The sequence below is a fragment of the Sphingobacterium sp. MAE genome, from assembly GCF_056711605.1.
This window is the reverse complement of the sequence record NZ_CM160044.1, coordinates 4,595,267-4,617,373: the sequence shown is the minus strand read 5'-3', so window position 1 is coordinate 4,617,373 and position 22,107 is coordinate 4,595,267. Positions and strand designations below refer to the sequence as shown.

Annotated in this window: 18 protein-coding genes and 1 pseudogene; 9 read left to right on the top strand and 10 right to left on the bottom strand. The window is 34.6% G+C overall.

The features are described from left to right. Nucleotides 1-25: 25 nt before the first annotated feature. The 6 genes and pseudogenes from AC06G9_RS19750 to AC06G9_RS19725 all read right to left on the bottom strand — a co-directional run bounded on the left by AC06G9_RS19750 (nt 26) and on the right by AC06G9_RS19725 (nt 6,557). Nucleotides 26-874 carry a DUF2911 domain-containing protein gene (locus AC06G9_RS19750; protein WP_248755509.1) on the bottom strand — a complete coding sequence of 283 codons (849 nt, stop codon included), beginning with the start codon at nt 872-874 and terminating at the stop codon, nt 26-28. A 112-nt stretch (nt 875-986) separates the two neighbouring features. After that, nucleotides 987-2,713 (bottom strand): annotated as a pseudogene (locus AC06G9_RS19745) (DUF4091 domain-containing protein). A gap of 68 nt (nt 2,714-2,781) precedes the next feature. After that, nucleotides 2,782-4,077: a sugar MFS transporter gene (locus AC06G9_RS19740; RefSeq protein ID WP_248755511.1), complete on the bottom strand. Its 1,296-nt coding sequence runs from the start codon at nt 4,075-4,077 to the stop codon at nt 2,782-2,784. A 330-nt stretch (nt 4,078-4,407) separates the two neighbouring features. Further along, entirely contained in the window at nt 4,408-4,827 is a 420-nt protein-coding gene (locus AC06G9_RS19735; RefSeq protein WP_346568354.1) for a hotdog fold thioesterase, read from the bottom strand. Further along, nucleotides 4,799-5,347, bottom strand: coding sequence for a DinB family protein (locus AC06G9_RS19730; RefSeq protein ID WP_045752896.1), 549 nt, complete (start codon nt 5,345-5,347; stop codon nt 4,799-4,801). Before AC06G9_RS19730 ends, AC06G9_RS19735 begins: the two co-directional genes overlap by 29 nt. After that, the gene (locus AC06G9_RS19725) at nt 5,328-6,557 is read right to left on the bottom strand and encodes a sensor histidine kinase (RefSeq protein WP_045752897.1); all 1,230 of its coding nucleotides are present in this window, start codon (nt 6,555-6,557) and stop codon (nt 5,328-5,330) included. The genes AC06G9_RS19730 and AC06G9_RS19725 overlap by 20 nt, the downstream gene beginning before the upstream one ends. Before the next feature lie 162 nt (nt 6,558-6,719). On the opposite strand from AC06G9_RS19725, the gene gltX reads away from it, so the two are divergent. Beyond that, nucleotides 6,720-8,246, top strand: a complete 1,527-nt coding sequence (gene gltX / locus AC06G9_RS19720; protein WP_480956985.1) for a glutamate--tRNA ligase — start codon at nt 6,720-6,722, stop codon at nt 8,244-8,246. Nucleotides 8,247-8,310: 64 nt separating this feature from the next. Here the strand turns inward: gltX and AC06G9_RS19715 are convergent, their stop codons facing one another. Next, on the bottom strand, nt 8,311-11,196 hold the full coding sequence (locus AC06G9_RS19715) for a DEAD/DEAH box helicase (RefSeq protein WP_293925303.1): 2,886 nt from the start codon (nt 11,194-11,196) through the stop codon (nt 8,311-8,313). A 164-nt stretch (nt 11,197-11,360) separates the two neighbouring features. Further along, entirely contained in the window at nt 11,361-12,143 is a 783-nt protein-coding gene (dapF, locus tag AC06G9_RS19710; protein ID WP_094773320.1) for a diaminopimelate epimerase, read from the bottom strand. 242 nt (nt 12,144-12,385) lie between these two features. On the opposite strand from dapF, the gene AC06G9_RS19705 reads away from it, so the two are divergent. The 5 genes from AC06G9_RS19705 (at nt 12,386) to AC06G9_RS19685 (ending at nt 16,552) form a co-directional block, all read left to right on the top strand. After that, nucleotides 12,386-13,933, top strand: coding sequence for a Do family serine endopeptidase (locus AC06G9_RS19705; RefSeq protein ID WP_260948111.1), 1,548 nt, complete (start codon nt 12,386-12,388; stop codon nt 13,931-13,933). Nucleotides 13,934-14,031: 98 nt separating this feature from the next. Next, nucleotides 14,032-14,466 (top strand): low molecular weight protein-tyrosine-phosphatase, encoded by a 435-nt coding sequence (locus AC06G9_RS19700; protein ID WP_480956984.1) that lies wholly within the window; start codon nt 14,032-14,034, stop codon nt 14,464-14,466. Nucleotides 14,467-14,657: 191 nt separating this feature from the next. Then, complete coding sequence (locus AC06G9_RS19695; RefSeq protein ID WP_045752903.1) at nt 14,658-15,005, top strand: hypothetical protein; 348 nt, start codon at nt 14,658-14,660, stop codon at nt 15,003-15,005. 9 nt (nt 15,006-15,014) lie between these two features. Then, nucleotides 15,015-15,767 (top strand): peptidylprolyl isomerase, encoded by a 753-nt coding sequence (locus tag AC06G9_RS19690; protein ID WP_293925304.1) that lies wholly within the window; start codon nt 15,015-15,017, stop codon nt 15,765-15,767. Nucleotides 15,768-15,787: 20 nt separating this feature from the next. Beyond that, nucleotides 15,788-16,552 carry an exodeoxyribonuclease III gene (locus AC06G9_RS19685; protein ID WP_480956983.1) on the top strand — a complete coding sequence of 255 codons (765 nt, stop codon included), beginning with the start codon at nt 15,788-15,790 and terminating at the stop codon, nt 16,550-16,552. Nucleotides 16,553-16,658: 106 nt separating this feature from the next. Here AC06G9_RS19685 and AC06G9_RS19680 read toward each other — a convergent pair whose 3' ends face one another. After that, on the bottom strand, nt 16,659-17,720 hold the full coding sequence (locus AC06G9_RS19680; RefSeq protein WP_480956982.1) for an Mrp/NBP35 family ATP-binding protein: 1,062 nt from the start codon (nt 17,718-17,720) through the stop codon (nt 16,659-16,661). 180 nt (nt 17,721-17,900) lie between these two features. On the opposite strand from AC06G9_RS19680, the gene AC06G9_RS19675 reads away from it, so the two are divergent. Next, nucleotides 17,901-19,934 carry a transglycosylase domain-containing protein gene (locus tag AC06G9_RS19675; protein WP_480956981.1) on the top strand — a complete coding sequence of 678 codons (2,034 nt, stop codon included), beginning with the start codon at nt 17,901-17,903 and terminating at the stop codon, nt 19,932-19,934. Next, nucleotides 19,935-20,474 (top strand): hypoxanthine phosphoribosyltransferase, encoded by a 540-nt coding sequence (gene hpt, locus AC06G9_RS19670; protein WP_045752908.1) that lies wholly within the window; start codon nt 19,935-19,937, stop codon nt 20,472-20,474. Here the strand turns inward: hpt and AC06G9_RS19665 are convergent. Beyond that, nucleotides 20,471-21,031, bottom strand: coding sequence for a DNA-3-methyladenine glycosylase I (locus AC06G9_RS19665; protein WP_260948120.1), 561 nt, complete (start codon nt 21,029-21,031; stop codon nt 20,471-20,473). The two genes, hpt and AC06G9_RS19665, sit on opposite strands and share 4 nt — an antisense overlap. Nucleotides 21,032-21,136: 105 nt before the next feature. On the opposite strand from AC06G9_RS19665, the gene AC06G9_RS19660 reads away from it, so the two are divergent. Further along, entirely contained in the window at nt 21,137-22,096 is a 960-nt protein-coding gene (locus AC06G9_RS19660; protein WP_084405282.1) for a DUF4271 domain-containing protein, read from the top strand. Nucleotides 22,097-22,107: the final 11 nt, after the last annotated feature.

Below are 22,107 nucleotides of genomic sequence, written 5' to 3'. Positions count from 1 at the left end.
AAAAAAGGGCATTTATAACTTAATTCTATTTACTGGCTTCTTGAATAACCTGTGTATTTAATTTAACGTATTCTGTGTTGTTTTCTTTTTGAGCAATTTCTAGTCCTTTTTTTGCAGTAGCAATAGCGCCTTTTTTATCACCAGCTTTTAACTGGATCTTTGCCTTCCAATAACGAATGTAAGGAGCTTCAGGATTTCCCTTTTCAGCTTCATTAGCCCAAACCAATGCTTTATTGAGATCAAGATTGTTAGTTAGATAAAATTGTGCGGCTTGTAGATAAGGTTTTTTATCCCCTTTCATCGCTTCATCAATGTTTGCTAAGATTTCTTTAGTTTGATCTACTTTTATCGTAAACTTGGTATATGTATTTTCCCAAGCTAATGATAATGTCGCGGCATTAGTAGTTACATTCTCAAACTGCATGGTAAATGTTTCTACTTTGTTGGAAAGTTTTGTAGACTTAACATTAAAACGGAGCAAATCGTCTTTTTTATCGTATGTATAAGCTCCCCATTGATTACTATTTTTAGTGAGGATGATCGTCCATTCTCCTTGAGTAGGAATGGTTAAGATACCATATGTACCAGCAGGAACTTTATTTCCTTCTATTGTAACTTCTTCTTCGAATTTAATAACAGGAATGTTGTTTGCTCCAGTCCTCCAAACTTCATTATAAGGAACTAAACCACCAAATATAACACGTCCATTAATATTTGGTCTTTGATAAGAAAGTGATAGATTTTTAATTCCTAATCCTTGTGTGATGGAAGTGGTGCTACTAGCTTGTGGTAGTTTTACTTGAGCAAAAGAAGTCGAAGATAGACTAAATGTAAGTAACGTTGCTGCACACAGTGTTAAAATAGATTTTTTCATTCTGAAAATGTTTAATTTTCACTAAAATACTGGTAAATAATCAGAATAAAGAATTTTTGATTTTAAAAAACAAAGACCGATAAATCATTTCAACGGTCTTTGTTTCATCGTTCTATAAGCTGTTTAATACTGCTTTAGCTTCTTTAAGTTGCTTCGGAATTGCATTTTGAATAATATTTTTATTTGTAAATCCTGCAATTGCTTTATTTAACTTTTCTAATTGAGCAGGGGGCAATTGATCTCTTAAAATTCTTATTTTTTCAACGTCTTGAATACCTTCAATTAACTTTTCAAAACGAATAGATGTCATGTTGTTCGGATATACAAAATAAGTGTCGCCACCTAACCAGGTTCCATAACGAGTGTCTTGACTCGGATTTGTATTCCAACAATCAAATGCCCATCTTAGGTAGCCATCAAAGCCTCTTTGCAAACTGTGCCAAGCTAACCAAGTTGCTTCTTGATAACCAGAATTGGTAAATGTATTTGGGAAAATTTCAGAACAGCACGTATAGAAAGTTGTTTTGAATCCTTTCTCTTTGCGGGCTTTTAAGATTTGAGGAGACATATCTTCTCCTAAGGTAATACTATAATCTGCAAAATTATCTGAAATTTCAGGATGATATGCACCTGCAAGGGATGATTTGAACTGTGGATCAGCTTCTTTAATGATTGCTATTGCGCGTTTCATATCTTCAAGTGGTCTTTCATCCATTGCGATTGTAGTCCATTCAAAATATCCTTTTTGTTTTAGGTGCCTTGCAAAATCTTTTATAAGGGTAACCAGTGTTCTCTATATTTTGGATCATCTGTTTTAACTTTGAGAATTTGGTATTTACCCGATGTTTCATCAAAATATTGAAAATTCATATTCCATGGAATCATACTATAACAATTGATATATTCTGAAATACCAATTTCACGCATGAAACTTACCCATTTATCAAAAATGCTATAATCGTATGACCAAGAGCCATCCCTCTTTTTTGTCCATTTGATCATAGCTTGGTATTTATCATAAGTTTGTCCATTCCAAGGGTCGTTGATGATACTTGCAGTGATGTTTTTTTGGCCAGCGTCCCGTAACCTTTCATAATATGGTTTCATGGCATTGAAGTGTGCTGAAGACCATAGCTCGACTTCATGTTGTCTCGCAATAGAGTAAGGGTTTTGCCAAAGATCTAAGTGATAAGCCCAATTTTTTGCTTCTGGTAGTACATGTGTCAATACTTCTACTGTGTAAGGAATAGTTGTATAATAATTTGTACCTTTTAGTGTAAGTGACCCTTTATAGATTCCCGCCTGCGCGTCACGGGGAACTTGTATACTTAACCAGAGGGGTCTGGTTGTATTTTTATCATATTCAAAAGTTGATTGATTAGTAATACGGTCTGCAACTAATGCCGAATCTAATACTTTACTGATACCACAACCATTTGTTAGATCTCCAGGGAGGTCTGTCATTACATAAGAAATATACCCAATGGCAATATCTTTTGTTCCGATTTCTTTTGCTTCACTATTTCTTAAAGATGAAGAACTCACTTCAATTTTATCATGATTTTGGTTGCTCCAAAATACCAATTGTGTATGTATTTTCTCGCCCTTCCAAGCTTTTGTATTCCATGATTTATTCCATGTTTCTGCTGTTGGCGGGTTTGTTTTAGAATAGCTGTAATCAGCTGTGCTAAAAGCGAAATTACTTTTCTCTTTTAAATTGTTCCACTTTTCAGTTGTTTGAGGAGCTTTAGGGTCTTTTAACTCATTTATTCTTTGGGAATAGCCCAGTTGGGCATAAATGAATAGACCAAATAGTAAACAATAAAACGATTTTTTCATATTTAGGGTATAAGAAAATAGCGATTATTTTCAAGAAATAATCGCTATTTGATTGTAATTAGTATTTTTTATTTCTGCCCGACTCTGTGACCTTTAGTTGCAAAGTATAAGATATATAGATAAGCAGGAACCATGGCATAAAGAAATGCATGTTGAAAATCAACATGTAAATTGTCTTTTAAATAACCATATATCAAAGGCCAAATAGCTCCACCTGCAATACCCATAATCATAATCGCAGAACCTGTTTTAGTGAAACGACCTAGACCTTTAATACCAAGTGGAAAAATTGCTGGCCACATCAATGAATTGGCAATACCTAATAAGGCTACAAATATAAAGGATGTAATTCCTGTAGTAAATACGGAAATAACGGTAAATAAAATACCCACCATGGTACAGATACGTAGTGCTAATTGTTGAGAAACAAATTTTGGTATAGCAATAATACCAACAATATAACCTAACAGCATGCAGCCCAACGTAAATGTCGTCGCATAGGTAACTAATGCTCCATGAATATTCAATTCTCTCGCATAAACGCCAATAATATCACCCGCCATTACTTCTACTGCAACACAGAAAAATATAGCTAATGAACCTAGGAATAAATGTGGGAATTGGAATACGCTTGTTTTCTTCTCTTTGATAACAACAGCACCGTGTTCATCTGTATGTTCTTCTTCTGCGTTAACATCTACTTCTGGTAAATGTGTTATTTTAATAACGATAGCAAATAGAACAAATATGACTGCTAGTGTGATATAAGGGGTATGGACACGTTGTAGTAAAGAATCTAAGATGGCATTTTTTGCGTCCATATCAACCGCAGCTTCTAGTTTTGCTGTGACAGCAGAGGAATCTTTTAAGAATAGAGTTCCGAAAATTAAGGGAACAATGATACCTGCTGATTTGTTGAAGAAACCAGCAATTGATATTCTTTGCGCTGCACTATCAATTGGGCCAATGATACTTAAATAGGGGTTTACAGCAGTTTGGAGTAATGCCATTGCTGAACCTTGAACAAAAATACCTGTTAAGAATAGAATATAGCTTCTGCTATCAGCTGCTGGTATAAAAATTAGAGAGCCTACGCCAAGAAGAACTAAACTAAGAACAAGACCATTTTTGAAGCCAATTTTTTTCAAAATCCAAGAACTTGGGATTGCTAAAAAGAAGTAAGCGATGTAAGAAGCAAATGTTACAAAAAAGGCTTGTAAATCTGTTTCTAAATTACAGGCAATCTTTAAGAATGGGATAAGAGTTCCATTTGCCCAAGTGACAAATCCTAAAATGAAGAATAAGGCGCAACACATTGCCATGGGGCGAAATGCTGTTTTTCCTGAATTTGGTTGAGAATTCATTTTTTTAGTATCAATTAATTGTTTTTTTAGATTAAAAATTAGAAAATGTTGATTTTTTTTTTGTCTCTATTCAAAATGTGTTTACACAATCGATTGATATTGGTTTATAATAAAAAATCAATTCTTTTCATTACAAGACTAATTAAATAAATTCAATATTGGAAATAAAAAAGGGGGATTTTGAGATTATTTAGTAATATTTTTAATAGAAAAAGGGAGTTTCATGCCTAGTACGAACCTCCCTTTTTTAAAACCGTATTAGCAAACCAAATTCAGTTGGTTTTCTTTATACGAAGACAACTGAAGAAGCCATTTGTTTTTAAAATAAAATTATTTTGGTATAATGGCAACCGTTAATCTGGATATACAATTGAGATTTCCAGATTCATCTGAGATGCGGACATCCCAGATATGTGTTTGCTTTCCAATATGTACAGCAGTACAAACAGCTGTCACGAATCCTGTTGCTACAGGACGTAAATGATTGGCATTAATTTCGAGTCCAACTCCCTTTTGTACATTGGGGTCAAGAATTAGATTAGAAGCGATACTACCGATAGATTCTGCCAATACTACAGAAGCTCCTCCATGTAAAATTCCAAATGGTTGTCTTGTCTTATTATTGACAGGCATTGTTGCTGTAATTGAATTATCGTCAATCGCTATAGCCTTAATTTCAAGCAAGCCTGTCATATATTGATCAAGGATGCTATTTATTTGTTCAGTGCTGTAATTCTGAAACCAGATCATGGACATTGTTGGAATTAAAATAACGTTCTTGAATGATGATACGATGGTGATTCAAATGTCCTGCAATAACATATAATAAAGCTTTGACACTTGTTAGTCTTTCTGATGCCATTCCTTTTCTTTCCAATTCCGGTTCACTGAAATTTTCAAAAAGAAACATATTTGCTTTTCTGAGATGTACAAATTCTTTACTCAAGGAGGCTAATGTACGTTCGCCATATCTGGAGTTTTGGATAAAATACTCTTGATCATATCCTAAAAGTTCTTTCATATCATTTCGAGAAAACCTCAGAGCACGATAAGCCATGATCCGTTCGTTATCCAAAATATGTCCAATAACTTCTTTGATTGACCATTTATCTTCAGCATAACGATAATCGCCTTTTTCTTCGGGTATGGTATCGAGGAACGCTGGAAAAGATAAAATTTGCTCTTCCAGTACTTCCATGACATCGCCGACTACGGTCTCAATGTACGTGGAATACACCGCTGGGTATTCATCAGATTTCAGTGGGTTCATATGTTAGATTACTTTTTAATATTATTCTAAATGTTGTTCCTTTACCAATTTCAGAATCTTTTACAAAAATATGTCCTTGGTGATAATGTACCATTCTTTTGGTTAGACTCAGCCCCAATCCCCACCCACGTTTACGAGTAGTGAAACCTGGTTGAAATACCGTTTCAAAATTTGATCTTGGAATTCCTTTGCCGGTATCACTAATGTCAATAAAAATTTCCTCTTTCGCAATATTTTCGGATATTTTAACAGTTATTTTACCTTCTGATGCAATTGCATTAACTGCATTTTTTAATAAATTTTCAATAATCCAATCAAAAAGAGGAATATTGAGCTTTGCTTCGACATGTTTATCTCCTACAAGCTCGAAGATAATTTTGTCACTTGTTCTAACTTTAAAATACCGAATGTAGGATGCAATCACTTCATATACATTCGCATTGTGAAGAACAGGTGTTGACCCAATTTTAGAAAACCGATCTGCAACGATTTCGAGTCGCTTAATGTCATTTTCCATTTCGTTTAGGGTTTCATCGTTTTCCGCATCAAATTTTAATTTGATCAATTCTACCCAACCCATTAAGGAAGATATTGGAGTCCCTAATTGATGAGCGGCTTCTTTGGTTAATCCCACCCAAACGAGATTTTGTTCTGATTTTCGAATAGAATTGAATACAGTATAACCAATTATCAGAAAAATGGCTATTAACGATAGTTGAATATAAGGAAATACTCTGAGCTGTTGAAGAAACCACGAATCTTTGTAATACACCATCCATTTCGCTCCATTATCTAATTTTAAAATAATGGGAGCATGGCTTTTTTTCATAAAGTTCAATTGCTTCTCAAAATAGTGAGGATCATATTCCAAATGATGATTTGTACTGTCTTTGCTAGTGGTTTTAATGTTAGTTTTAGTGGAATCTAAATCTCTCCAGAAAACAATATTTTCTTTTTCATCTGTGATGATTGCTGGCACAGCCAGGCTATCTCTTACAGAATAGACAAACGTAATAAATTCATCGTCCACATCAGGCATTGTCATAATGCTTTTTGTACTCATAGCCCACACCTCTGCTTTTGTACGCTCTACTTTAGATAGATTTTTGACCAGATAATTGGTATACAAAAGAGAGGCCGCCGCAATAATTGCGGCGAATATAAGTAAGAAAAATTTCCAACGTTGTTGATTGTATTGATACGGATTCATATAAGCCAATGAGGAATCTTGTTTTTGCAAATTAAGGAATTAATTGAAATTAATCTTTGTCGACAACATATATCTAATGATAAACTGTTAGTTTTATTATTTTATTGTGGTTATCAATGTTATAGTTTCATTGAAATGAAAATTTTGTGGTAATTTTGTGTCATGAGTTCTGAAAGAAAAGTAAGGGTGCGCTTTGCACCAAGTCCTACAGGTGGGTTACACCTTGGAGGAGTTCGTACAGCTTTATTTAATTATTTGTACGCACGCAAACATCAAGGTGATTTTATTTTGCGTGTTGAAGATACAGACCAGACACGTTTTGTTGCTGGAGCAGAAGAATATATTAATGAGTGCTTAGCTTGGTGTGGTTTGACACCAGATGAGAGTCCATTAAAAGGAGGACCTTTTGGACCGTATCGTCAAAGTGAACGTAAACCTTCTTATCGTCAATTTGCTGAGCAATTAATCGAGAAAGGATATGCCTATTATGCCTTTGATACAGCAGCGGAGCTCGAGGAACAACGGAAAGATCAACCAAATTTTCGCTATAGCCAAGAGAATAGATTAAATTTAAGAAACTCATTAAGCCTATCGAACGAGGAAACTCAGGAGTTGCTATCAGCAGGTATTTCACATACTATTCGTATTAAAGTTCCTACGGATGAAACAATTTCTTTTACAGATATGATTCGTGGTCAAGTGAGTTTTGATACAAATCTGATTGATGATAAGGTACTATTAAAAGCTGATGGTATGCCTACCTATCACTTAGCAGTTGTTGTTGATGATAAAGCAATGGAGATTTCCCATGTTTTTCGTGGCGAAGAATGGTTGCCTTCCGCTCCAATACATATTCTGCTTTGGGAATATTTAGGATGGAATGAATACATGCCCAAATGGGCACATTTACCCCTAATTTTAAAACCTGATGGAAATGGTAAATTGAGTAAACGCGATGGAGATCGATTAGGGTTCCCAGTGTATGCCATGAATTGGAAAGATGCTCAATCTGATACAGTGACAAAAGGATTTCGCGAAATGGGATTTTTACCAGAAGCTTTTGTCAACATGTTGGGAGTACTTGGATGGAACGATGGAACTGAGCAGGAACTTTTCTCGTTAGAGGAATTGATTGAAAAGTTCTCGGTTGAGCGTATAAGCAAAGCTGGGGCTAAATTTGACTTTGAAAAAGCTAAATGGTTCAATCATGAATGGATTAAGAAAACATCAAATGAAGCTTTACTACCGCAGATTAAAGATGTATTGGCAACACATCAAGTTGAAAATGTTTCGGATCACTATATTTCCGAAGTTTTGAGCATCGTAAAAGAACGCTTAACCTTTATTTCTGATTTTTGGGAGCAAGCATCATTTTTCTTTGTACAGCCTGATAATTATGATTTAACAGCTGTCAAGCCGAAGTGGTCTGTGGAGAAAACGACTTTCTTTCAAGAAGTTAATGTCGAATTTTCTAAATTTGACTCTTGGGATGCTTCAGTTTTGGAGACATTCTTTAAAGGGGCAATTCAAGCTTCAGGGATGAAAATGGGGGAATTGATGATGCCTTTCCGGATTATGTTGGTAGGAGGTAAATTTGGACCAGATGTATTTCAAATTGTTTCATTTTTAGGAAAAGAAGAGGTTATTGCTCGTGTTGATAAAGCGCTAATAGCTTTTTCTGCAGAGTAATAGATCTTATATAAATTAAAAGCAGGGAGCCCTATGCATTGCATAGGGCTCCCTGCTTTAGATATTAGCCGAGAAGCTCTTGTATGTCTTCTGCGGATAGTGATTTGATAAAACTTTCTTCAGTCGTGATTAGACTTTGAGCAATAGAACGCTTTCTATTTTGCATCGCAAGTATTTTTTCTTCAACAGTATCTTTAGATATGAATTTATAGATAAAAACATTCTTGGTTTGTCCAATACGATGGGATCTATCTACAGCTTGTTGTTCAACAGCTGGGTTCCACCAAGGATCAAGAATAAATACATAATCGGCTTCAATAAGATTGAGACCAACACCACCTGCTTTGATTGATATTAAAAAGAGTTTGGTATCTTTATCTTCTCTAAATTGACTTACAGCTTCATCTCTATTTTTAGTACTTCCATCTAAATATGCGTAATTGATATTCTTTTTATCAAAATAGCTTTTGAAAATATTCAATTGTTTTACAAACTGAGAAAATATTAACACTTTATTGCCATTTTGCAACACTTTTTCCAGTGTTTCAATGACCGTGTCAAATTTTCCTGAATTGCCGGTATAATCTTGATCGACCATCTTAGGATGGTTGGCCAGTTGTCGTAATTTGATTAAACCTTGTAATAGCGCAATTTGATTAGATTTTGCTTTTCCTGTAAGTTGATTATCTAAAATTGCATTGCGATACTCGGATTTTATTTTTTCATACAGTTCATGCTGTTTTTCAGACATTTCACAGTAGAGTACTTGCTCCGTTTTCGGCGGTAATTCTGTTGCAACCTGATCTTTAGTTCGACGTAAGATAAATGGTTTGACGATCGTTTGGAGTCTTTTTGCCTTCTCTTCATCTTTCTTTTTTTCGATAGGCTGAACAAATTCTTTTTGAAAATAGTTGTAACTACCCAAAAGACCTGGATTTGTAAAATGCATCTGTGTCCATAGATCAGAAACGGAGTTTTCTACAGGAGTTCCGCTTAACGCGAGTTTATGTTGACTTTTTAAGCTTTTAATTGCCTTAAAAGATTTTGATGTTGGGTTTTTTATATTTTGACTTTCATCTAGAATGATGTAGTTAAAATAAAATTGACTTAAGAATTCCTCATCAATACGGGTAATGCCATAGGTGGTAATGACCAAATCATAAGAGGTGAGTAATTCTGGGTTTTTTATTCTATTATTACCAGTATGTAGATATATCTGTAAATCTGGAGCAAATTTGTTTGCCTCATTTTGCCAGTTATAAATAAGTGAGGTCGGTAAAATTAATAGTGAAGTTTTAACAGCATGTTCTGTTGTCAGGATTTCTTTTTGACGCTGTAATAGGGCTAATGTCTGAACAGTTTTCCCTAGACCCATATCATCTGCAAGACATCCCCCAAATTTATATTGTTGCAGAAAATTAAACCAATTGTATCCAGCTTGTTGATAAGGACGCAATTGCCCTAAGAAATTTTTGGGTAGAGGTGCATTCGCAATTTCTTCAAATTCAGCTAACTTTTTTAATTTGCGACTGAAGGTAAGTTCGGTATGCTCATTAATTTCCAATAAAAGACCAAGATGAATTTTATTTAATTTTAATTCATTTTTATCTTTAGAAAATTGAAACAAGTGATTGTATTGTGCAAACCACTCTTCGGGGATCATCGCTATTTCTCCGTTTGGTAAAGTAAATTCTTTAATATTATGAAGAATATGATGTCTCAATTGAATAAAAGGAATTTCAAAAGGACCAAATTTTGCAATTGCTTTAATATCAAACCAGTCGTTGTCTTCATTGATTGAAATATCAATAGAGGTCTGACCAATGAAAAACCTCTTTTCAGCTAGATCTTGTATAATTTCAAACCCTTTCTCTTTCAAAACCGTATCATTTTGACTTATCCAGTCAAAAATAGACGATCGCTTTCCCAGTATTTCTTTTGGTATTAAATCATTCGAATATTGGTGGGTTCTCTCTAGCCCAAGATCAGTTATAATCTGCGCTTGTTTTTCTTCCCAGACAACAGATCGCTTGATACGGTGAAAGGTATAAAGATCTTGTTCTTCATTGTACTCCATTCGTACATTGACTTTATTATCTTTACCTGAAGAAAATATATACGGACCATATTGAAATTGTAACTGTACATGATAATCACCTTCTTCATGATAATTTAACTTCAATATTGGATTGGCATTATGTTGATGGTTTTTTATTTCAAAACCCTCCGCGTAGACGTGATACTTTTCTATCAAGCTACAGACAAATGTTTCAAAATATTTTTTCTCTGTACTGCGTGATACGGATATGAATCTTTTGTTTAAAAATGGACTCAGTTTCTTTCCCTCTAATTGTTGATCGAAGTGGAATAGTGTATTGTTCAGTAGCATCCAAGCTTGTTCATTGACGATTACCTGGGCATTCTTGAACATGAACTCCATGCGATGGTCTTCATACTTAATGGTTGGAAAGTATCGTGTTTCTTCTTCAGTTCTTCTAAAATGAAAAAGAACTGAAGCAGGCTGCGAAGCAATCTGAACTTTTTGATCAGCAGGATAACCATCTTTACTCATTAAGAAGATCGGTTTTTCTCCTACAATTTCAAAAAATTGAATAAGTACCTGATCAATTTTTGTTCTCAAGACTTCATACAGATTTTTGTCAAATACCTTTGAGAAGAAATCAACGGGTCTAATAACTTTGTTATGATGCTTTTTGATGAGGCTAGTTTGCTCGATCTGGTCAAGTAACCGAATTAATTTATAGTCCAATTCCTCAACAGCTTGAGCATATTCATTTACCGTATTGCTAAATACGCGTTTATATCGAAGTGAATAAGATCCATTGGGATTTAACTTGACCGCATGCGGCTCAATTAAATAACCCAAATAGGGATGTTCACAGATGGAATAAACAATTCGGTATGATGAAGATAACTTTGTTTGTTGCATTAAATATATTCGTACCCTCTAAAAAGGTTTCTAATATACAGATTAATCTATATGATGTGGCTAATATTTGTTAATAATTTATACTGAATGGGCATAAACAGCGATTTTGTTTATGCCCATTCAGTGATATTGATTTTGATGCAGGTACAATTATAATCCTCGAATTAAATTGTTCCCTCAAAAACAAATGTTGCAGGGCCTTTTAAGTAAACTTCGGTAAAAGTGAAATCTTCTTTAAAAAATGAGATGTATAATTGTCCTCCTAACACGCGAATGGGTATGGTTATCTGTCCATTTCTATTTTCATGTAATGCTATTGTCATTGCTGCAGCTGTTGCTCCAGTACCACAAGCAAAAGTTTCATCCTCTACACCTCGTTCAAATGTACGTAAGAAATAACCCGATTCACCTTCTTTTTCAATAAAGTTCACATTAATGCCTTCATCTTTATAGGTGGTATTGTTCCGAATTTTATAACCAGCACTGAAAACATCTAAATCAGAAAGGTTATTTTCAAATATAATATAGTGAGGTGAGCCTGTATTGATGACATAAGCATCTCCATCACGATTTATCTCATGAACATCAATCATTTGAAGGTCAATTAATTTATCGTCTAAGTTCGCTTTGTGAATGCCGTCAACTGCCAAAAAGGCAGTGTTGTCACGAATGATTCCTAAATCTCTTGCATAAGCTACAATACAACGTCCTCCATTACCACACATTGTGCCTTGTCTTCCGTCGGCGTTATAATAAATCATCTCAAAATCAAAATTTTCTTTTTCTTGCAATAACATGAGACCATCTGCGCCAATACCAAATCTTCGGTCGCAAAGCTTATGGATTAAATCTTCATTTTTGCTATCGAAATGCAGATTTCTATTGTCGATTAGAATGAAGTCATTGCCAGCGCCTTGATATTTTGAAAATTTAATTTTTGATTCCATTTGAGTGATTCTATCTAGCAAAATTAACTTTTCTGTTACATATAACATAACGAAAGTTAAGTTTTGTTAAAACGATGTTTTAAAGACTCCAATTAACATTTTTTAACGTGCCTAATTAGCAGAGAAATTTGAAATGGTATTACATTTGAAAAGGAACTACTATATTTATGTAGAATAGTTTTTCGGGGTAAATATTGAGTTTAGAATATCATATTTAATAAAAATTTTAGAAGCTATAGTTTATGAACAAAGTAGGTTTAACTTTATTAACAGCAGTCTTCGGAGGAGCCGTAGCCCTTGGGGGGTATAAGCTTTTTGAAAGTAAAAAGTTTGAAGGGATGTCTATCGAAGACAAACAAAAGGTATATTTTGCGAACAACCCAACTGGAGTGATTTCTTCAACAGGAAATCCAGATTTTACACAAGCAGCTGCAATTGTGTCTCCAGGCGTTGTTCATATCAAGACAACATATACAAGACAAGCATCTCAAGGAGGAGGATCAGGTTCGCCGTTTGATATGTTTGAAGAGTTTTTTGGAACACCACAAGGACGTGGCCGTCAACAAAGACAAGCACAACCCGTACAGGCCTCAGGCTCTGGGGTAATCATAACGGAAGATGGATATATCGTAACCAATAACCACGTTGTGGAAGATGCAGATAAAATTGAGGTTGTTCTTACGGATAAACGTTCCTTTGAAGCTAAAGTAATTGGTCGTGATCCAAATACCGATTTAGCACTTTTAAAAGTAACCGCTAAGGGATTGCCTGTCGTAAAATTGGGTAATTCAGATAACGTCAATATTGGAGAATGGGTATTGGCAGTTGGATATCCTTTGGGCTTACAATCTACAGTAACTGCAGGTATTGTGAGTGCTAAAGGCCGTCAGATCGGTATATTAGGAGAAAGCCAACAACAACCTCGTGGTTATGGAGGTCAAGAGCAGCCGGTCGCTAATTCTTCAATTGAATCATTTATTCAAACAGATGCCGTTATCAACAGAGGAAATAGTGGTGGTGCACTTGTAAATGCTCAAGGCGAATTAATAGGTATTAATTCTGCAATAGCTTCCCCAACGGGAGTGTATGCTGGATACGGGTTTGCAATACCAGTAAATCTAGTTAAAAAAATCGTTGACGATTTTAAAGAATTCGGAAATGTTAAACGTGGATATATTGGTATTACTTTTACAGAAATTAATCCTGAATTAGCAAAAGAAAAAGGCTTTACAGATGTCAATGGATTATATGTTCAGGATGTCGTTAAAGGCGGCGCAGCAGAATCTGCAGGAATTCAGAAGGCCGATCTAATTACAAAGATCAATGGTAGAGTAATCACTTCTTCTCCAGTTTTACAAGAAACTATTGGTCGATTACGTCCAGGAGATAAAGTAAAATTGACTTTCAAGCGTGATGGTAAAGAGCGAGAAGTAACGGTGACCTTAAAGGGAGAAGAGGTAAACAAAGCTGCAGAAGCAGGAAAGTCAAGTAAAAGTGCTACAGAAATCTATAATAAATTAGGAGCAAGTTTCCTACCTGCTTCTTCTGAAAAGAAAAAAGAACTGGGTGTTAATTCAGGCGTTGTCGTGACACAAGTTAATAAAGGTGGAGTTTTTGAATATTTTGGAGTAGAGAGAGGACTAGTAATTACTGAAGTGAATGGTGTACCTGTTAATAATGTTGACGAGATTGAGGCAGCATTAGCTAAAACAAAGCGTAATATTGTTAGCTTAAAAGGTGTTCCAGAACGAGGAAGTACAGTAGTGATCAATGTTCCTATCGAATATTAAAAATATTTAGGTTGGTTATGAAGGTGGTTTCGATTTCGAAATCACCTTTTTTACTTTAATATGGGTGTGTACTCTCAATATTATCACTATTTTTAGGCATGAAAATTTTAATGGTTTGTTTAGGTAATATTTGTCGTTCGCCATTGGCACATGGTATTTTAAATCATTTAGCAGAAGGGGAAGGATTGGATTGGACAATTGAGTCTGCTGGTACCGGAGATTGGCATGTTGGTCAAAGTCCAGATCATAGATCTATTGCTGTTGCTCAAAAATACAAAGTAGATATTTCACAACAAAAAGCGATGCACTTTAAGCCTAGTCTATTTGAAATATATGATCATATCCTAGTAATGGATCATCAAAACTATAAAGATGTAGTGGCACAAGCATCGTCAAAAGAAGAAAAGGAGAAAGTATCCTTATTTTTAGTTGATGATATTGTACCAGATCCGTATTTTGACGAACGTTTATTTGAACCTGTCTACCAGATGATCGAAACCCGATGTAAAGAATTAATTCAAGAATGGAGGTAGTTTTTCAGATCTTTTAAAATCTCTCAGTACTATTTTCAAGTTAGTAGATAGATTACACACTTGAGAAGTGTCAGGTGTTGTACATGAAATTTAATAATCTGAATGTACTATGTTTCATATTCACTCTGGATATATTAGTATATAAAACACAATTTATCTAAGTTTGTGTCTATATCTATAGTTGTATTTATATGAATGCGTCAGAAGTAAATAAAAAATGGGTGATTTTGCAACATGAGATTGCTCAATCATTTGATATGGATTTACCCGATTTAAAAGTATTTTTATTTTTGATTGGTGTCCAGGAATTAGGGAAAGGTCCGCAGACTTTTTCGAAGAGAGAAAAAGAGGAATTGATGCATATCGCAAATTGCCGTCTTTTTAGCGCGATGGGCTTTTATGAACTTAAAGGATTGGATGAACAAGGTTGGCCACATTGGGAGCTAGTTAAACCAATTCCTAATTATACTTTATTAGAACAGGAGTTGATCATCAAGTCTTTGATCATAGATTATTTCCAAGAGCTAAACGTCATTTAATAGATTATAATGAAAAGGATTATTTTAAGTGTATTTTTTTGTGCTTTATCGATCGCACTATTTGCAGCGAAGCCTGCTTATAAATATGTGCGTATCCAAACGGGTAAAGGGACAGTTGTTTTGAAGCTTTATAATGAGACACCTAAACACCGGGACAATTTTATCAAATTGGTGAAGGAAAATTATTTTGATAGCTTGCTTTTTCATCGGGTGATACATAATTTTATGATTCAGGGGGGGGATCCTGATTCTAAAAATGCAAAGCCAGGTCAACAACTGGGAGAAGGTGGGCCAAGTTATACCATTCCTTCTGAAATTCAATCAGGATTATTTCATAAAAAAGGAACTCTAGGAGCTGCACGTGATGATAATCCTGCAAAAGCTTCTTCAGCATCACAATTCTATATTGTCCAAGGGAAAAAGTTTACAAATGCAGGTTTGGATAGTTTAGAAACTTTGCGAATGAAAGGTGTCAAATTTACGGAAGCACAACGTGCTGCCTATACAACAGTAGGGGGAACACCACACTTAGATGGCAATTATACTGTATTTGGCGAGTTGATCAATGGAATAGAAGTGATTGATGCGATTGCTGATGTGAAGACGGACAAAAATGATCGCCCTATAACGGACGAACGAATGTATGTTAAGTTATTGACGAAGAGAGAAGCAATTAATTTGGAACGTGAATTAAAAGGATTAAAACCTAAAAATGGTTTATTCACTAAGATTGCTGATATGTTTTCTTCTTCTGATTATTAATTTCCAAATAGATTTTTGCTTTGAAAATAGTTACATATAATGTGAATGGTCTGCGTGCAGCGATTAAAAAAGATTGGCTAGGTTGGTTAAAAGAAGTCAATGCAGATGTTGTCTGCTTGCAAGAAATAAAAGCTACTCCAGATCAGATCCCTGAAATAGCATTATTAGAGCAGTTAGGATATGAACATTACTGGTATCCTGCTCAGAAAAAAGGATATAGTGGAACGGCTATATTTACTCGAATAACACCTAAACATGTTGAATACGGTTGTGGACATGAAGATTATGATTTTGAGGGACGAATCATTCGTGCCGATTTTGATGATTTATCTATTATGAGTACCTATTTTCCATCTGGCACTACTGGTGATACTCGTCAAGATTTTAAATATCGATTTTTAGCTGATTTTCAGAATTACTCCAATCAGCTTTTATTAGAGATACCAAATTTGATTGTGTGCGGAGATTATAATATCTGTCACCGTCCTATTGATATTCACAATCCGAAGTCAAATGCTAACTCTTCAGGTTTTTTACCAGAAGAAAGAGAATGGATGGAAAATTTTATAAACTCAGGTTATATTGACTCTTTCCGTCACTTAAATCCAGATCCGCATCACTACAGCTGGTGGAGTTATCGCGCAGGAGCACGTGCTAGAAATTTGGGTTGGCGTATTGATTATAATATGGTATCAACTGCTTTAGCAGATAGAATTGAATCCGCTACAATATTAAATCAGGCGATACATTCTGATCACTGTCCAGTTGTCCTTAACTTAAAATAATATCTAAGTTGAAGTGAAGTATTCGATTTTAACGATCGAATAAAGATCAAAAATAAAGGGTCTCATTCTATAATGAGACCCTTTATTTTTGATATGATGTCAACAGCTATCTTACGGCTTGTATGATAGACAATTGTTGCGCTACTTTTTCAGCGATTGTAATAAATGCCCTTGTTGTTGGATCTTCTGCATCTATGGCAGTTGGAAAGCCATTATCACCCGCATCAGATATTCCTTTTAATAATGGAATTTCACCCAAGAAAGGTATTTTGTATTCTTCGGCCAATCGCATTCCACCACCTTTGCCAAAAATATAATATTTGTTTTCAGGTAATTCGGCAGGAGTAAAATATGCCATATTTTCAACAATACCTAATAATGGTATATTTATGGAATCCATCAAGAACATACCCATGCCCTTAATAGCATCTGCTAAAGCAACCTGTTGTGGTGTAGTTACAATAACCGCACCTGCTATAGGATAGTTTTGAGCAACAGTTATATGGATGTCCCCTGTGCCTGGGGGCATATCGATTACTAAATAGTCTAGATCTCCCCAGTCTGTATCATTTAACAATTGTTTGATAGCAGATGTCGCCATAGGCCCTCTCCATGGAATAGGTTGATTTGGATCCGTAAAAAATCCAATAGATAATAACTTGATTCCAAATTTTTCTATTGGCTGTATTTTGACAGTGCCATCTTCATGTTGCACTGACTGAGGTTTTTCACCCTCAAGCCCAAACATAATAGGAAGTGATGGCCCATAGATGTCTGCATCTAAAAGTCCAGTCTTTGCCCCTTTAGCATGTAATGATAAAGCAAGATTTGCTGCAATAGTAGATTTGCCCACACCACCCTTTCCAGAAGAAACGAGTATGATGTTTTTGATTCCTAAAAGTTGATTTCCCTCTTTACCCAGCACGCGTGATGTCATATGAACATCTACTGCAATGTTCTTGTCAATAAAATGTGCGATTGCATTTCGACAGGCATGTTCAATATGATCTTTAAGCGGGCATGCCGGTGTCGTTAAAACAACTTCAAAAGATACTTTTTGATCTTCAATTACAATATTTTGAATCATATTGAGTGTAACCAAATCTTTTTTCAAATCTGGTTCCTCTACATATGATAATGCTTCTAGTACTTGTTCTTTGGTTATCATCTGATATATGGATGCATGTATATTAAACCACAAATTTACTGAATGATAAATTAAAACTTGTCATAAAGATGTTTTTAATGATATTAAGATTTAATTTTTACATTTGGATATTCAAACCCGAGTGTCATACGTTTTTATAATATGTCCAATAATCTTAAGACTCTTCTTCGCTCCAAAAAAATGCGAATCTTGTACATCGTACTGGGAGTTATTTCTATATTTATAGTTGCAGGAGGTGTTTTTGCATACCAAAAAAGGGATGGCCTGTTGCTGTCTGCTATTAACAAGGCAAAGGAAAAGCTTGCAACTAAATATGATTTAGATCTCAAAATTCAATATTATTCTTTCAAGGGGCTATCTTCTGTACAATTCCAAAATATCATCTTACAGCCTAAGGGAAAAGAACAATTAGCCCATATACAAGATCTGACGGTCTCTGTTCGTATATTTCCTTTATTATTTGGAGATGTTAAGTTAGGTCAAATAATAATGAATAATAGTGCTGTTACATTAATCAAAAAGGACTCTACGAGTAATTATGATTTTCTGTTTAAGAAAAAAAATAGGGATAGCACGACAAATGATAAAATCGAAACTAATTTTGCAGATTTGGCAGATCGTATGTTGAAAAGTATATTCTTTAAGATTCCAAAGAATATGGATATGCAAAATTTTGAACTTTCATATCAGGATGATAGCACTTCGCAACGGATTTCAATTCCTGAAGCTGAAATTTCTGGTGGAGATCTGAAAACAAAATTTTTACTAAATGAGCATGAAGCCGTGTGGAATTTAGAGGGTACTGTAGATCCCGATGGTAAAGAATTGTATGTCCGTTTATTCTCAGATGCTAAAGATGTCGAACTACCTTTACTAAGGCGTAAGTTTGGGTTAAAAGCAAGTTTTGATGCCATTTCCTTTCGTCTGAATAAGGTCAATCGTAAAAATAAAGAACTTTTATCCTTATCAGGTGAGTGGGGTTTTGAAAATTTAAAACTTAATCATTGGAGAATTTCTGATAAAGATGTTTTATTCCCTGAGGGGTTGATGAGTGGTACATTAAATATTGGGAAGAATTATCTGGAGGTAGATAAGGAAAGTAAAGTTAAAGTAAAAGAATTTGAGTTCAATCCATATGTAAAATATGTCCATAAACCCAGTAAACAATTGGCACTTGCTATACATACTGATCGTATTGAAGCTCAGAAATTTTTTGATGCGATTCCACAGGGTTTGTTTCATTCATTAGAAGGAATACACGTTTCTGGACACATGCAATACGATCTAAATTTTGCGTTGGATTTCAAAAAACCAAATGAAGTTGTCTTTACTTCAAAAATGGATGACAAAGATCTAAAAGTAGAAAAATGGGGTAATGCTAATATCCAAGAATTAAATACAGCTTTTACTTATACTGCTTATGAAAAGGGAGAACCCATGCGTACAATTATATTGGGGCCTCAAAACAAAGATTTTACACCGTTGGGACAGATTTCAAAGTATATGCAAATATCATTAATCAATACGGAGGATCCTTTCTTTTTTTCGCACAATGGTTTTCAAGAAGAAGCATTTCGTCTATCTATAGCAACAAATTTGAAAGAAAAAAAATTTAAGCGAGGAGCAAGCACAATCTCGATGCAACTGGTGAAGAATGTTTTTTTAAATCGTAATAAAACCGTTGTACGTAAAGTAGAAGAAATTATATTAGTCTGGTTGATGGAAACATCCAAACAAGTGAGCAAAAAGAGACTTTATGAAGTGTATCTGAATGTAATTGAGTGGGGTAATAATGTTTATGGTATTACGGAGGCTGCGCGCTATTACTTTGGTAAGAAACCCGCAGATTTAAATTTAGGAGAAAGTATCTTTTTATCAAGTATTGTTCCTAGACCTAAGACCGGGATATATTCCTTTGATTGGACAGGACATCTGAAGTCAAATATTCTTCGCTATTTTAATACCTATGGTCATATCATGGTCAAGACGAAGCAGATTAGCGTAGATTCCACAATGTCAAATTATGGTTTTTATCAAGTACAGTTAGTGCCACATCTGCGTTCTGCAAGACCTGCTTTTGTAGACTCATTGCAAGCTGACTCGTTAGATATAGGAGTAGGGGAAGACAGTTTTTTAGACTTGGACGAGACAACTGATGCGCACAAACGCTCTATTTTTGATAAATTGATAGGGCGAAATAAAGAAGAAAAATAAATGAAGCAGATAAAGATAGATCAGTTACATTTTGAATTGATGATTGATGACAATCAAATTCAGAAACGGATACGTTTGATCGGCGTTGATATTAATCATCGTTATGAGAATAAAAATCCGGTATTTATTGGAGTATTAAATGGTTGTTTCATGTTTATGAGCGATTTACTAAAGCAGGTTGTAATTCCATGTGAAATGTCTTTTGTAAAGCTGTCGTCTTACCATGGAACCAATCAGGGTGATATGCATGAACTCATCGGATTAGGTATAGATCTTAAAGGAAGAGATGTTATTATTGTCGAAGATATTGTTGACTCGGGGAACTCTTTAAAATATACAATCGCAGCTATTGAGAAAATGTTGCCCGCTAGCGTTGTTGTGTGCACTTTATTATTAAAACCTGAATGTTTACAATACGATTTTGAAAACATTCAGTATGTAGGTTTTGAAATTGAGAAGGAATTTGTCGTCGGTTACGGTATGGATTATAACGGCCTCGGACGTAATATTCCAGATATTTATAAAAACGTTCCTGCTTAATTCCTAAATGAACAAGAATTAAGGTGATCATTGACCATTCCTACAGCTTGCATATAGGCGTAACAAATGGTTGATCCGAAAAATTTGATACCTCTTTTTTTTAGATCTTTAGAAATTAAATCAGATTCTGCAGATGTAATCGCTACATCTTTTTGTGTGGCAATACTATGCTCTATAGGCTCCTGATTAGGCATAAAACTATAAAGATATTGGTAAAAGCTACCAAATTCCTCCTGTATCTTGATAAAAATCTGAGCATTCGTTATAGAAGTTTCAATTTTTCTTCTATGGCGAATGACTCCAGAATTTGTCAAGATATCTTCCACTTTTTCTGATGTGAATTTTGAAACTGCTTGTACATCAAAGTCGGCAAATGCTTCTTTGTATTGCTCTCTTCTTTTTAAAATAGTAATCCAGCTAAGTCCAGCCTGAGCAGATTCTAGAATCAAGAATTCAAAAAGAGTTTTATCATCTTTGACTTGTTTACCCCATTCTAAATCATGGTATTCCATATAAAGCGGATCATTCCCGCACCATAAACATCTCGTTGTTGACATTGGCTATCGTTTAATTTTTTGATGAAGTTAAGAAAAGCATTTGTAATGTTTTTTTTCTAAGCCAAATTTTATCCTAACTTTACAACTCTTAAGAATTTCAAATCAATGCAGGTGAGGTTAAGCTACGTTATTCAGTTTATTTTTTTCTTTTTTATGTTGTTTGTTCAACAGGCAAAAGGACAGGAGCTGACCGATTCAATGGCTGTGCTTTCGACTGATTCAACGGCAGTACAAGATACATTAGCTCAAGTTATGGTTCCAAAAGGGCAAGAATTGCTTCATCTTTCTGTTGCTAAACCTTATCGCATATTGGACATTGTTGGAGATGAGATTGTGCTTCATAATTTGAATTCTTATGCTGTAACACAGTATTTTATAACAAGTGACCTTCAGGGTAAGGATAAAGTGCATGTTGGAGTTTTAAAATATGAGCGTAAAAGATGGGTGCTATTTACCAGTTTATTTCTCTTCTTGGCATTTGCTATTGTTCGTTTTTTCTTTTCTTCAGATGTCAAATTAATAGTTTCCGCCTATTTTAACGAACGTATAATTGTACAGGTCAGTAAGGAAGATACCATTCTCACATCTTGGCCTTTTATTTTTTTATATCTTCTTTTCTCTTTAGCCCTTAGTCTTTTTGTCTGTATATTTTATGCTTATATCTTACAGCGGTTTGATTTCCTGTCATTTACCAATTATTTAAAAGTTTCAGCGATAATTGCAATTATATTTGCTTTGAAAATAGGGTTTATTCGATTTATCGCATTTGTTTTTGAAATACAGCGTTTGGTGAAAGAATATGTTACAATCTTATATTTAATTTACTTTAATTCATTGTTATTTTTACTGCCGATTGTACTTGTCGTAAGTCTTGTCCCACTCAGTTATCTGTCTTATATCTTTAGTTTCACTGTAATTGTAGGTATTTTATTGTTTTCATATCGCTTTTTACGGACAGCTCTGAATGTGGTATCTCAACAGCAGTTTTCAGTTTTTTATTTAATTTTGTATCTTTGCTGCCTAGAAATAGCACCTATTTTAATATTGGTACGACTACTAAGCTAATTAAATGATAA